Source organism: Allorhizobium undicola ORS 992 = ATCC 700741, assembly GCF_000621665.1.
Lineage (GTDB): Bacteria > Pseudomonadota > Alphaproteobacteria > Rhizobiales > Rhizobiaceae > Allorhizobium > Allorhizobium undicola.
This window is the reverse complement of the sequence record NZ_JHXQ01000004.1, coordinates 154,529-167,227: the sequence shown is the minus strand read 5'-3', so window position 1 is coordinate 167,227 and position 12,699 is coordinate 154,529. Positions and strand designations below refer to the sequence as shown.

General features: G+C 59.7%; 11 protein-coding genes. 6 read left to right on the top strand and 5 right to left on the bottom strand.

The window, feature by feature from the left end; genetic code table 11:
• Window positions 1-119 precede the first annotated feature (119 nt).
• Window positions 120-1,343, top strand: coding sequence for an argininosuccinate synthase (locus T424_RS0106380; protein ID WP_027486994.1), 1,224 nt, complete (start codon window positions 120-122; stop codon window positions 1,341-1,343).
• Window positions 1,344-1,429: 86 nt separating this feature from the next.
• Here T424_RS0106380 and T424_RS0106375 read toward each other — a convergent pair whose 3' ends face one another.
• Window positions 1,430-2,623 carry a multidrug effflux MFS transporter gene (locus tag T424_RS0106375; protein ID WP_027486993.1) on the bottom strand — a complete coding sequence of 398 codons (1,194 nt, stop codon included), beginning with the start codon at window positions 2,621-2,623 and terminating at the stop codon, window positions 1,430-1,432.
• A 169-nt stretch (window positions 2,624-2,792) separates the two neighbouring features.
• Between T424_RS0106375 and T424_RS0106370 the strand changes: the two genes are divergently transcribed.
• The 4 genes from T424_RS0106370 to ppa all read left to right on the top strand — a co-directional run bounded on the left by T424_RS0106370 (window position 2,793) and on the right by ppa (window position 8,460).
• Window positions 2,793-4,856: a M3 family metallopeptidase gene (locus T424_RS0106370; protein ID WP_027486992.1), complete on the top strand. Its 2,064-nt coding sequence runs from the start codon at window positions 2,793-2,795 to the stop codon at window positions 4,854-4,856.
• 289 nt (window positions 4,857-5,145) lie between these two features.
• Window positions 5,146-6,969, top strand: a complete 1,824-nt coding sequence (gene typA, locus T424_RS0106360; protein WP_027486991.1) for a translational GTPase TypA — start codon at window positions 5,146-5,148, stop codon at window positions 6,967-6,969.
• A gap of 308 nt (window positions 6,970-7,277) precedes the next feature.
• The gene (locus T424_RS0106355) at window positions 7,278-7,784 is read left to right on the top strand and encodes a GNAT family N-acetyltransferase (protein ID WP_027486990.1); all 507 of its coding nucleotides are present in this window, start codon (window positions 7,278-7,280) and stop codon (window positions 7,782-7,784) included.
• A 145-nt stretch (window positions 7,785-7,929) separates the two neighbouring features.
• On the top strand, window positions 7,930-8,460 hold the full coding sequence (ppa, locus tag T424_RS0106350) for an inorganic diphosphatase (protein ID WP_027486989.1): 531 nt from the start codon (window positions 7,930-7,932) through the stop codon (window positions 8,458-8,460).
• 98 nt (window positions 8,461-8,558) lie between these two features.
• On the opposite strand, the gene T424_RS0106345 is transcribed toward ppa, so the two are convergent.
• On the bottom strand, window positions 8,559-8,876 hold the full coding sequence (locus tag T424_RS0106345; RefSeq protein WP_027486988.1) for a DUF167 domain-containing protein: 318 nt from the start codon (window positions 8,874-8,876) through the stop codon (window positions 8,559-8,561).
• The gene (locus T424_RS0106340; RefSeq protein WP_027486987.1) at window positions 8,873-9,163 is read right to left on the bottom strand and encodes a YggT family protein; all 291 of its coding nucleotides are present in this window, start codon (window positions 9,161-9,163) and stop codon (window positions 8,873-8,875) included. Before T424_RS0106340 ends, T424_RS0106345 begins: the two co-directional genes overlap by 4 nt.
• Window positions 9,164-9,336: 173 nt before the next feature.
• On the opposite strand from T424_RS0106340, the gene T424_RS0106335 reads away from it, so the two are divergent.
• Entirely contained in the window at window positions 9,337-10,581 is a 1,245-nt protein-coding gene (locus tag T424_RS0106335) for an MFS transporter (protein ID WP_027486986.1), read from the top strand.
• An 89-nt stretch (window positions 10,582-10,670) separates the two neighbouring features.
• On the opposite strand, the gene T424_RS0106330 is transcribed toward T424_RS0106335, so the two are convergent.
• Window positions 10,671-11,147, bottom strand: a complete 477-nt coding sequence (locus T424_RS0106330) for a tellurite resistance TerB family protein (RefSeq protein ID WP_027486985.1) — start codon at window positions 11,145-11,147, stop codon at window positions 10,671-10,673.
• Between the two features lie 10 nt (window positions 11,148-11,157).
• Complete coding sequence (locus T424_RS0106325; RefSeq protein WP_027486984.1) at window positions 11,158-12,696, bottom strand: heme biosynthesis protein HemY; 1,539 nt, start codon at window positions 12,694-12,696, stop codon at window positions 11,158-11,160.
• Window positions 12,697-12,699 lie beyond the last annotated feature (3 nt).

The following is a 12,699-nucleotide window of genomic DNA, read 5'->3' as shown; positions in this document are numbered from 1 at the left end:
AAAGCGAAGCGGGCTTTGCAGATGTTTTCTGTTTCGAGCGATTTTCACGCAGGCAAGTTCTGCAAAGCCAACCACGGGGCCCGGTCGAGTGGCCTCTTCTGAACTACGGATACGAAGCCATGGCACTTCCGAAAGACGTCAAGAAGGTCGTTCTCGCCTATTCCGGCGGCCTCGATACCTCCATCATCCTGAAATGGCTCCAGACCGAGCTTGGCGCTGAAGTTGTTACCTTCACCGCCGATCTCGGCCAGGGCGAAGAGCTGGAACCGGCCCGCAAGAAGGCCGAGATGCTGGGCATCAAGGAAATCTTCATCGAAGACGTGCGCGAGGAATTCGTGCGCGATTTCGTTTTCCCGATGTTCCGCGCCAATGCCGTGTATGAAGGTGTCTACCTGCTGGGCACGTCCATTGCCCGCCCGCTGATTTCCAAGCACCTGATCGAGATCGCGAAGAAGACCGGCGCCGACGCCATCGCGCATGGCGCGACCGGCAAGGGCAATGACCAGGTTCGCTTCGAAATGTCGGCCTATGCGCTGAACCCCGACATCAAGATCATTGCCCCCTGGCGTGACTGGTCGTTCAAAAGCCGCACCGACCTTTTGAATTTTGCCGAACAGCACCAGATCCCGGTGGCCAAGGACAAGAAGGGCGAGGCGCCCTTCTCCGTCGATGCCAACCTGCTGCACTCCTCCTCCGAGGGCAAGGTTCTGGAAGATCCTGCGCAGGAAGCGCCGGAATACGTGCATATGCGCACGATTTCGCCGGAAGCGGCCCCCGACAAGGCAACGGTCATCAAGATCGGCTTCGAGAAGGGCGATGCCGTTTCCATCAATGGCGTGCGCATGAGCCCGGCAACGCTTCTGGCCGCGCTCAACGATTATGGCCGTGACAACGGCATCGGCCGTCTCGACCTCGTGGAAAACCGCTTTGTCGGCATGAAGAGCCGTGGCGTTTACGAAACGCCCGGCGGCACCATCCTGCTTGCCGCCCACCGCGCCATCGAGTCGATCACGCTCGACCGGGGTGCCGCCCACCTCAAGGATGAGCTGATGCCGCGTTATGCGGAACTCATCTATTACGGCTTCTGGTTCTCGCCGGAGCGCGAAATGTTGCAGGCCATGATCGACAAGAGCCAGGAGCATGTGGAAGGCGAAGTGACGCTGAAGCTCTACAAGGGCAATGTCATGGTCATTGGCCGCGAATCGCCGAAGTCGCTCTATTCGGACACCCTCGTCACCTTCGAGGACGATCAGGGCGCCTATGACCAGAAGGATGCCGCAGGTTTCATCAAGCTCAATGCCCTGCGTCTTCGCACGCTGGCAAAGCGCAATCTCGGCAAGTAATCCCTTCAAGGCGAGGATGCGTTCGCATTTTCGCGCCTTGGTATCAATTGAAAGAAGCCGCTGCCGGGAAACCGGCGGCGGCTTTTTCATTCCGCCCTTGCCCAGGCCCGGCGAAAGCCGAAAAAGGCGGCAACGGCCATGATCTCCATGGCGGGAATGATGATGCCGAAGGCCGTCAGCGGATCGCCAACAAGGGAGGCGGCGACACCGCCAAGAAAGCCGCAGCCCATCTGCACGAAGCCCAGCAGCGCCGACGCCGAACCGGCAAGCCGTGGATGGGGCGTCAGGCCTGCCGTGGTGATGTCCGGAATGATGAAGGCCATGCCGAAAGAGCAGATGCCGACCGGCAGCATGATGGACAGATAGGTGGGGCTCAGAAGATGGGTTGAGAGAAACATCGCAACGCCGCCGATCCCGGCCAGCACGAGGCCGAATTTCAGCGCATCGCCGGGAGCCAGCCGTTTTGAGACCATGCGCAGGGCAACCGAGCCGGAAAAATAGGAGCCGGTCTGCATCAACATGCCGAGGCCGAATTGCGCGGGCGTCAGCCCCACGGTCTTGATCAGCACGAAGGGCAGCATGGTGGATTGGGCATAGAGCGCCCCGACATTGCCGCCCAGCACCAGCGCCGCGAAAAACACCCGTGGATCGCGGATCAATGTCGCATAGGCGGCCATCAGCCGGACGGGTCTGAGCAGAGCCCTGTCAGGCAGCGTGGTTTCCTGCATCAGAAGCGCAACCACCAGAAAGCTCAAAATGCCGAAGCCGACCATCAGGAAGAACACAGACTGCCAGCCGAAGGCAACCAGCGCCAGCCCGCCCACTGTCGGCCCCATGGCAGGGCCGATGGCCAACATAATGCCGATCATGTTGAGAATGCGGGCGGCTTCACCCCCGGCAAACTGATCGCGCACGATGGCCCGCGACACGGTGACGCCCACCGATGCGCCGATGCCCTGGATGAGACGCCCGGCCAGCAGGAGTTCGACACTCGGCGCGAAGGCTGAAATCAGGCTTCCCAGCGTATAGATCAGCAAAAAGCCCAGTGTGGCGTTTCGTCGGCCAAAAGCATCCGATGACGGGCCGGAAATGAGCTGCGCACAGGCAAAGCCGGCAAAATAAAGCGAGAGCGACAGCTTTATCGCCGCATCCGTGGAGGCGAAGGCGTGAACCAGTTCCGGCATGGCGGGGGTGTAGATGGCCATGGAAAGCGGGCCGATCATGGTCAGCATGGCGCCCAACAGGGAAGTTCGGCCTTCGGTCATACGGGCAGGGGACATGGCAGCGCTGTCTTCACGAGCATTGTTGTCCTGCCTCGTTAAGCCAGAGACAGATGTAAGGAAACAGGAAAATGCCGAAGGACCCTGATCTGGCCCTGAAAAGCGCAGGGTGACAATTGCGAATGTCATCACCTATATCTTGGGTGAACACAGACAAGGAATGCTTGCCATGACATCCAGCAGAAATGCCTTCGCCATTGTCACCGAATGGACCGGCCCGCACGGCCTGCCCAATTTTACCGCCGTGGACGATGGGGATTTCGCGCCCGCCTTCGACAAGGCGCTTGCCGAGCATGAGGCGGAAATCGAGGCGATCGCCGAAAATGCCGATGCGCCTGATTTCCAAAACACCATTATCGCGCTTGAAATTGCCGGTGACGGGTTGTCGCGGGTGTCGGCGCTCTTCTGGAACAAGGCAGGCGCCGATACCAATGAGGCCATTCAGGCGCTGGAGCGTGAGATCGCGCCGAAAATGTCGCGCCATTATTCGAAGATCAGCATGAATGCGGCGCTTTTTGCCCGCGTCGATGCTCTGTGGGAAAAGCGCGACAGCCTTGGCCTTTCGCTGGAAGAGATGCGCGTTCTGGAGCGTCACTGGAAAGGCTTCGTAAAATCCGGGGCAAAGCTTGCCCACGAACAGCAGCAGCGGCTGGCGGCGATCAATGAGCGGCTGGCAAGCCTTGGCGCCAGTTTCGGCCAGAACGTACTGGCCGACGAAAAGAGCTGGGTGCTTTATCTTTCAGCGGAAGACGAGCTGGCCGGGCTTCCCGGTTTTCTCAAGGATGCGATGTTCGCGGCAGCAGACGCCCGTGGCGAGAAGGGCAAATATGCCGTGACGCTTTCCCGCTCGATCATCGAGCCCTTCCTGACCTTCTCCGAGCGGCGTGACCTGCGCGAAAGCGCCTTCAAGGCCTGGGTGGCGCGGGGTGAAAATGGCGGCGCGACCGACAATCGCGCCATCGTCAAGGAAACGCTGGCGCTGCGCACCGAAAAGGCGCGGCTTCTCGGCTATTCCACCTATGCCGCCTACAAGCTCGACGACACCATGGCCAAGACGCCGGAAGCGGTAAACGGCTTGCTCATGCAGGTCTGGGAAAAGGCCGTGGTGCAGGCGCGGCGCGAGGAGGAAGACCTGGCCAGCCTTATTGCGGCAGAGGGCAAGAACCACGCGGTGGCCCCCTGGGACTGGCGTTATTATGCCGAAAAGCTTCGCGCCGAGCGCTTCAGCTTCTCCGAGGCGGAACTCAAGCCCTATCTGCAACTGGAAAAGATCATCGACGCCTGCTTTGCCGTGGCGGGCAAGCTGTTCGGTATCAAGGCGGTGCCGCTCACGGATGTGAAGGGCTATCATCCGGATGTGCGGATGTTTGAAATTCGTGAGGCCGATGGCACGTTGAAGGCCCTCTTCCTCGGCGATTATTTCGCGCGCGCCTCCAAGCGCTCAGGGGCTTGGATGAGTTCCTTCCAGTCGCAGCACAAGCTGAAGCTGAAAAATGGCGCCGAAGGTGAATTGCCGATCATCTATAATGTCTGCAATTTCGCCAGGCCCGCCGAGGGCAAGCCTGCGCTTCTTTCGCTGGATGACGCGCGCACGCTGTTCCATGAATTCGGCCACGCTCTGCACGGAATGTTGTCGGATGTGACCTATCCTTCCGTCTCCGGCACGGGGGTCTCGCGCGATTTCGTGGAACTGCCCTCGCAGCTTTACGAACACTGGCTGACGGTGCCGGACATTCTGAAAACCTATGCGGTGCATTTCGAAACCGGCGAGCCCATGCCGCAGGCCCTGCTCGACAAGGTTCTCGCCGCGCAGACCTTCAATGCGGGGTTCAACACGGTGGAGTTCACCTCCTCCGCTCTGGTGGACATGGAATTCCATACCCGTGACAGCGTGGAGGACCCGATGGCCGTGCAGGCCGAAATGCTGGCAAGGATCGGTATGCCGTCTTCCATCGTCATGCGCCACGCCACGCCGCATTTCCAGCATGTGTTTTCCGGCGAGGGCTATTCGGCGGGCTATTATTCCTACATGTGGTCGGAAGTGCTGGATGCCGATGCTTTTGCCGCCTTCGAGGAAACCGGCAACGCCTTCGATGCGGCAACGGCGCAGAAGCTCAAGGACAATGTCTATGCGATTGGTGGCGCGGTGGACCCGGAAGAAACCTACAAGGCCTTCCGTGGCCGCCTGCCAAGCCCCGAAGCCATGCTGAAGAAGCGCGGGCTTGCGGCCTGAAGCGCTTCGTTTCATGACGTTTCGATGAAAAAAGCCCGGTGAATCAGGCCCTGAAGGGGCAGGGCGGCAGCGAGAGCGCGTCCGGTGAACACAGGTTCACCGGACGCGCTCCAGCTTTTGTTTTTGCGCATTTCCGGACGGAAAACCGTGGCTACACTTTTCCTGGAAATGCTCTCTGCCGCTTTGCCCCTTTCGCATTTGCAAAAAACAAGCTATGGAGCGCCCCAAAGAAACAGGCGTGCTCCTCGATCCCTGATGGTTTGCGCGCCAGAACCTCAGAGATTTACCTATGAACCTTCGCAACATCGCGATCATCGCGCACGTTGACCATGGAAAAACGACGCTCGTTGACGAGCTTCTGAAGCAGTCCGGCGCCTTCCGCGACAACCAGCGCGTTGCCGAGCGCGTGATGGACAGCAACGACATCGAAAAAGAGCGCGGCATCACCATTCTTGCCAAGGCGACGTCGATCGAGTGGAAGGACACCCGCATCAACATCGTCGATACCCCCGGCCACGCCGATTTCGGCGGTGAAGTCGAGCGTATCCTCTCCATGGTGGATGGCGCCATCGTTCTGGTCGATGCCGCCGAAGGCCCGATGCCGCAGACCAAGTTCGTGGTCGGCAAGGCGCTCAAGGTTGGTCTTCGCCCGATCGTTGCCATCAACAAGATCGACCGTCCCGACGCGCGCGCCGACGAAGTGGTCAACGAAGTCTTCGATCTTTTCGCCAATCTCGACGCCACCGACGAGCAGCTCGACTTCCCGATCCTTTACGGTTCGGGCCGCGCCGGCTGGATGAACCATAATCCGGAAGGTCCGACCGATCAGGGTCTGGCGCCGCTTCTCGACCTCGTCGTCAAGCATGTCCCGGCACCCAAGGTCGAAGAAGGCCCGTTCCGCATGATCGGCACGATCCTGGAAGCCAACAACTTCCTGGGCCGCATCATCACCGGCCGTATCGCTTCCGGTTCCATCAAGCCGAACCAGGCCGTCAAGGTTCTGGGCCAGGATGGCAATCTGATCGAACAGGGCCGCATTTCCAAGATCCTCGCCTTCCGCGGCATCGAGCGTCAGCCGATCGAGGAAGCGCAGGCTGGTGACATCGTGGCCATTGCCGGTCTTTCCAAGGGCACGGTTGCCGATACTTTCTGCGATCCGGCGGTGAGCGAGGCAATGACCGCCCAGCCGATCGACCCGCCGACCGTCACCATGTCTTTCATCGTCAATGACAGCCCGCTGGCTGGCACGGAAGGCGACAAGGTCACGAGCCGCGTCATCCGCGACCGTCTGTTCAAGGAAGCCGAAGGCAATGTCGCCCTCAAGATTGAGGAAAGCGCCGAGAAGGACTCCTTCTTCGTGTCTGGCCGTGGTGAATTGCAGCTTGCCGTTCTGATCGAAAACATGCGCCGCGAAGGCTTCGAGCTTGCCGTTTCGCGTCCGCGCGTCGTCATGCACAAGGACGAGGCTGGCCAGCTTCTCGAGCCGATCGAAGAAGTGGTCATCGACGTCGATGAAGAGCATTCCGGCGTGGTCGTTCAGAAAATGTCCGAGCGCAAGGCTGAAATGGTCGAGCTGCGCCCCTCCGGCGGCAATCGCGTGCGCCTGCGCTTCTATGCGCCGACCCGTGGTCTGATTGGCTACCAGTCCGAACTGCTGACGGATACGCGCGGCACGGCGGTGATGAACCGTCTGTTCCACGAATACCAGGCCTATAAGGGCGAAATCGGCGGTCGCGTCAACGGCGTGCTGCTTTCCAACGAATCCGGTGAAGCCGTGGCCTATGCCCTCTTCAACCTCGAAGACCGTGGCCCGATGATTATCGAACCCGGTGAAAAGGTCTATGAAGGCATGATCATCGGCATTCATAGCCGCGACAACGATCTGGACGTCAACGTTCTCAAGGGCAAAAAGCTCACCAACATCCGCGCCGCCGGCAAGGATGATGCCGTGAAGCTGACGCCGCCGGTGAAGTTCACGCTGGAGCGGGCGCTGTCCTGGATCCAGGATGACGAACTGGTGGAAGTGACGCCGAAGTCCATTCGCCTGCGCAAGCTGTATCTGGACCCGAACGACCGCAAGCGCTTCGAAAAGGCCCGCGCCGCGCAGGCCTGACAAGCGGAATTAGAGCACTTCCGGTGAACACGGGTTCACCTGCAATGCTCTAACTTCTTGTTTCAGCGCATTTCCGGACGCAAAACCGACTACACTTTTGCTGGAAATGCTCTAATTGCTTCATTGAGGCATGGAAGGCGCGGCTCTTGCGAGCGGCGCCTTTTTTCTTTCGTGGGTTTTGCTGCCCGACTCTTGTCGAGATCCTTAAGAAAGGATTAAGCTCGCGATCTGTGGGGCTGAAAGCGGCATTGGTCACGGGGCAGTTCAAATGCTGCACGGGGCAGGATCCGGCGGAGCAGAGTGGCGGTATGAAGACTGTTTCCATCGATGTTCGTGCGGCAAATGCCGAAGATGCGCGATCACTGTCGGAGGTGCATCGCGCCGCCTGGATCAACACCTATTCCGGCCTGATACCGCATAAGCCGTTGACGACGATGATCGAGCGCCGGAACGAAAACTGGTGGCGCAAGGCGGCCAACGGGCCTGCAACGGTGCTTCTGGCCGATGTGGGCGGTCTGGTGGCCGGTTATGCCACCATGGGGCTCAACCGCGCGCGGGGACTGCCGCAGGAGGGCGAGATCTACGAGATCTATATGCGTCCGGAATATCAGGGCATCGGGCTCGGATATGCGCTGTTTCATGAAAGCCGCCGCTTTCTCAAGCGTCTGGGCTGCAAGGGGCTGGTGGTCTGGTGCCTGGAGGATTGCGCCAATTCCGTCAGTTTTTTCCGCTCCAATGGCGGGCGCGACATGGTGGAGGGGCTGGAGGATTTTGACAGCGTACAGCTGAAAAAGCTGGGTTTTTTGTGGAATTGACCCAATTTGGGCCATAATTGCTCAGCTCTTGCGGTTTTCGACGCGGATGCGCGGCCAATTCACCGGGTTTGAGGCAATGCTTTATTGCGTTGCGCTGCGAAACGCTTTACCAAAATCCCCATTTCAAACGTCCTAGGGGATAGACATGCGTATTGATGCGATCTCGATCGGTAAGAACCCGCCGGAAGATATCAATGTCATCGTGGAAGTGCCGGTCGGCGGCCAGCCGATCAAGTATGAGATGGACAAGGATGCCGGCACGTTGATCGTGGACCGCTTCCTCTACACGCCGATGACCTATCCGGGCAATTACGGCTTCGTGCCGCATACGCTGTGTGAAGATGGCGATCCGCTCGACGTTCTCATCTGCAACACCCGCCCGCTGGTGCCGGGCTGCGTCATCAATGTCCGCCCGATCGGCGTGATGCTGATGGAAGACGATGGCGGCAAGGATGAAAAGATTCTGGCCGTTCCGGTGCCGAAGCTGACGCGCCGTTACGACAAGATCCAGAACTACACCGACCTTCCTGAAATCACGCTGAAGCAGATCGCTCACTTCTTCGAGCATTACAAGGATCTGGAGCCCGGCAAATGGGTCAAGATCGGCGATTGGCAGGATGTTGACGTTGCCAAGCAACTGATCCTGGAATCCATCGAGCGCGCCAAAAAGGCCTGACGCGACATTTAGGCTAGCATTTCCAGCAAAAATGCATTCGGTTTTGCGTCCGGAAATGCGTAAAACATGGATTTGGAGCATTTACGGTGAACCATTGTTCACCGTAAATGCTCAAGATTTTCGAGCCGAGACATTATATCCTCCGGGTCGCCATCGATCCGGAGGATTTTTTGTCTGGCGGTATCGCCGGAAACCAGACTGATCGTCGATTTCGCAATGCCGGTCTTCTTGGCCAGAAGCGCAATCAGCGCCTTGTTGGCCTTGCCCTTTTCCGGCACGTCGCTTACCCTGATCTTCAGATGGGCTTCGCCCGTGGCCGACGTCTCGACCCCGTCTATTGCGTCGCGCCCGCCATTGGGCGTGAGCCTGACGGCGAGCCTTACATGGTCGTCATAGGGCCGGAAGGGCCTGCTCACAGCAGGGCAGGGGCGATTGCCGTCCACATCAGCTGGCGAATGAAGAAGATGATGAGCAAAAGCACGATGGGCGAAATGTCAACGCCGCCAAGATCGGGCATGAAGCGCCGGATCGGGCGAAGCACCGGCTCGGTCACGTTATAGAGAAACGAGCCGATCTGGCCGACGAAACGATTGCTGGAATTGATGACGTTGAAGGCATAAAGCCAGGAGAAAATCGCGCTGGCGATCAGGATCCAGGTGTAGATGTCGAACGCCAGATCGATCGTCTTCAACAGGGCAAGCATAAACATCTCCGTAATTCCGAGTTGACAGACATGTAGACATTGGTGCCTAAACGGGCAAGAGCCAGCGCATGGGCATTTATGCGTCATGTTTAACGTCGTCTCTTTTTTCGCATCGTCCCATTGGCAGATTTTTGAAGTCTGTTTTGCAGTGTTCCACGCTTCGAGTGACACAGATGTCTTTATCCAGCTCCGATGATCGGTTCGCAGCCTTTCGTCATCCCGCCTATACGAAGTTTTTCCTTGCGCGCTTTCTGGCGGCCTTTGCCACGCAGATCGTCAGCGTTTCCGTTGGCTGGCAGATGTACGAAGTCACCGGAAATGCGCTTTATCTTGGCCTGATAGGGCTCGTGCAGTTCCTGCCCGCGCTTTTGCTGATCCTCGTGACCGGCACGGTCGCCGATCGCTTCAACCGGCGCCGCATCGTGGCCATCTGCCTTGGCGTTGCCGTGGGCTGCGTGGGCGGGCTTTTGCTGCTGACGATCGAAAATGCCTTTTCGCCGGTGCCGGTGCTGGTCATTCTCACCTTCATCGGGGTCGAGCGGGCCTTCATGGGGCCTGCGGTGTCGTCGCTGGCGCCCAATCTCGTTCCCGAAAAGGATCTGGCCAATTCCTTCGCCTGGAATGCCTCCTCCTGGCAAACCGCCTCGATCTTGGGTCCGGTGGCCGGTGGCCTGCTTTACGGCGTTGGCGCGGTGACGGCCTATTCGGTTGCTCTGGCCTTCATGCTGGCGGCGGCCATTCTGGTGCTTCTGGTGCCAAAGCCCGTGCAGCGAACTGTCAGCGAACCGAAGACGCTTTCCTATATTCTGGCCGGTTTCGGCTTCATCCGGAAGGAAACCGTGGTGCTCGGGGCCATTTCCCTCGATCTTTTTGCCGTGCTTCTGGGCGGGGCTGTGGCCTTGATGCCGATCTACGCCTCCGACATCCTGCATATGGGGCCGCTTGGCCTGGGCATTCTGCGTTCTGCGCCCGGCATCGGGGCCATTGCCATGGCAACCTTCCTTGCGACATTTCCGATCCGGCACAAGGCTGGCGTCACCATGTTCGTCGGGGTCGCCATTTTCGGGCTTGCAACGCTGGCCTTCGGCCTGTCCACGGTGTGGTGGGTCTCAGCCCTTGCCCTGGCGGTGATGGGGGCTGGCGACATGATTTCCGTTTATGTGCGCGAGACATTGCTGGCCCTGTGGACGCCAGACGAGGTGCGTGGCCGGGTCAATGCGGTGAATTCGGTTTTCGTCGGCGCATCCAACGAACTGGGTGAATTCAGGGCCGGCACCATGGCGCATATTTTCGGTCCGGTTGCCGCCGTGGTGATCGGCGGCGTGGGAACGCTTTGCGTTTCGGTGGTCTGGGCAATGGCTTTCCCAAAGCTGCGGAAAATCGACAGCCTCGATTCCGCCGATCAAACCACATCCTGAGCAGGGATGGCAGCCGCATTTCCGACTGGAAATGTGGGAAAACAAAAGCTTAGGGCGCGTGCGGCGAACCTTTGCTCACAGGACGCGCTCTAATTATCCTCCTGCACCGCGGTCCCCGCCCGGCGGGCTGCGTCCTGCCTCGCGAGAACCCGGTCCCGGTCGGAGACGCCGAGAAGATCGCCAATGCGCCACAGGATATGGTCCTCCATCTCCGTGCGTTCGCCATCGGCATAGACAATATCCCATAGGGTTTCTATCAGGCGCAGGCGCTGCGGTTCATCGAGACGACGCTTCAGTTCCGAGGTGAAGCGGTAGTAGTCCACAGCCTCGCTTTCCACCTGCTGGCCCGTTTCCAAGAGCTGGTTCAGCTTCCGGTCATCAAGAGCAAGGTGCTGTTTGAGACTGGCTTTCAGGCTGTTGCGCTCGGCATCCTTGATAAGCCCGTCGGCTTCCATGACCTGAAAGCAGAGGGCAACGATCAGCACGCGCGTATCGTCGGCATCGAATTCCTGGGTGGGGGCCGATGCCGTGAGGGTCTGGAAAAAGGCGTTCAGGCGGTCCAGCATGGAAAATCCATCAAAAGAGATTGAGGCGCGTTTTTTCCGAAGTGTGCAAATCCACCTGCTTTACGCCCGGATCATCGGGAGCGTGGCCATGGAAGGGATGCGGGTCTGCGGCGGGGCGGCGCGGCGGTGCGACGGGCTTTACGGCTTCGGGTGCAGACGGGCTGCCTGCCGCTTGCTCTGGTCTCTCCGACGCCTTGGGCGGGGCATCGGTGAGAGAAGCGGCCCCGCTCAACACCTGTCCCTCCTCCACCGGACCGGCCAGTTGTGCATAGGGGATTTTCCACTGAAAGGCATCGAGGGTGCCCGAAACGGGTGAAAAGGGCAGCCATTTCTCCGATACCTGACCGTCGGCCATCCAGGCGGGATCGCGAGGGGCTTTCAGGGCTTCGTTCATCCAGTAGCGGATGCGAGCCTGATCGCCCGTTTCGGCATCTTCGATATCGGCCAGCAGCAGGAAAACCCGTTCGCCGGATCGCATCCGGGCGGCAGCTTCGGCCTTGGCCCGCGCGGTGGCGAATTCCCGTGCTTCGAGCGCCATTTCCGCCACGATCATCAGCGATTCGACATTGTTCGGCTTCAGGCTTTCCAGCCGCTCGGCGCGCTTGAGACGGTCGGTCGCGCCATCGCCACTGCGGGCACGGACATAGACCTGCGCCAGATCGGGATGGGGCGCAATCTTCCAGGATGCTTCCAGGGTGGAGGCGGCCTTCTTCAGATTATCCTCGCGAATCAATGCCTTGGCGGCGACCACGGCCGCAGGCACCAGATCCTTGGCCAGTTTCAATGCACTCAGCGCATTGTCGCGCGCCGCAGCCGGATCGCCTTCCAGCTGGGCTTGCGCCTTGGCGGTGAGCAGCACGGCTTTCAGGCGCTCGGCCTCGGCGCGGGTCAGGACGCCTGCCACCTTCTGCTTGTCGAGAAGATGGATCGCTTCATCCCAGTCTCCGGCCTGGCAGCGGAATTCAAGCGCCGCCTTTGCGGCCCAGGGGAGATAGGGGGCGGCGTCGGCTGCCTTCTCTGCATAGTGACGGGCGGCCTCATGTGCGCCAAGGCGGTTGGCTTCGAGATAAAGGCCGCGCAGGCCCAGCTCCCGCGTTTCGGGATCGGAGGCCATCTGTTCGAAAATCCGGCGCGCATCGTCATGCTTGCCTTCGATCATTGCGGCCTGGGCTTCCAGAACGGCAATCAGCGGTTCCTGATCGGCACGGATCAGCCCCTTGGCGCGGGAAGACATGCGTCGCGCCAATTGGGCATTACCCGCCCCTGCGGCGATGAGGCCGGTGGACAGCGCCTGATAACCACGGTCACGCTTGCGGGCGCGAAAATAGCGGCGCACCGAGTGCGGCGATGTCCACAGCGTGCGTATCAGCCACCAGCCGATCATGATGACGGCGATCAGCACCACGAGACATGTCGCGGCGGCAGTCAGGCTCATTTCCACGAGCTGGCCCTGAAAGACGATCTGCAATTGGCCGGGACGGTCGGCAAGCCAGGAAAAACCGAAGCCCAGGGCCAGAACGAGAAGAATGAATGCGACAAGACGGATCATCAT

What these genes read in the sequence shown, in the direction of transcription:
- T424_RS0106370 (WP_027486992.1), top strand. Translation starts at nt 2,793, where the DNA reads ATGACATCCAGCAGAAATGCCTTCGCCATTGTCACCGAATGGACCGGC.
- ppa (WP_027486989.1), top strand. Translation starts at nt 7,930, where the DNA reads ATGCGTATTGATGCGATCTCGATCGGTAAGAACCCGCCGGAAGATATC.
- T424_RS0106325 (WP_027486984.1), bottom strand. Translation starts at nt 12,696, where the DNA reads ATGATCCGTCTTGTCGCATTCATTCTTCTCGTTCTGGCCCTGGGCTTC.
- T424_RS0106380 (WP_027486994.1), top strand. Translation starts at nt 120, where the DNA reads ATGGCACTTCCGAAAGACGTCAAGAAGGTCGTTCTCGCCTATTCCGGC.
- typA (WP_027486991.1), top strand. Translation starts at nt 5,146, where the DNA reads ATGAACCTTCGCAACATCGCGATCATCGCGCACGTTGACCATGGAAAA.
- T424_RS0106330 (WP_027486985.1), bottom strand. Translation starts at nt 11,147, where the DNA reads ATGCTGGACCGCCTGAACGCCTTTTTCCAGACCCTCACGGCATCGGCC.
- T424_RS0106335 (WP_027486986.1), top strand. Translation starts at nt 9,337, where the DNA reads ATGTCTTTATCCAGCTCCGATGATCGGTTCGCAGCCTTTCGTCATCCC.
- T424_RS0106355 (WP_027486990.1), top strand. Translation starts at nt 7,278, where the DNA reads ATGAAGACTGTTTCCATCGATGTTCGTGCGGCAAATGCCGAAGATGCG.
- T424_RS0106375 (WP_027486993.1), bottom strand. Translation starts at nt 2,623, where the DNA reads ATGTCCCCTGCCCGTATGACCGAAGGCCGAACTTCCCTGTTGGGCGCC.
- T424_RS0106340 (WP_027486987.1), bottom strand. Translation starts at nt 9,163, where the DNA reads ATGCTTGCCCTGTTGAAGACGATCGATCTGGCGTTCGACATCTACACC.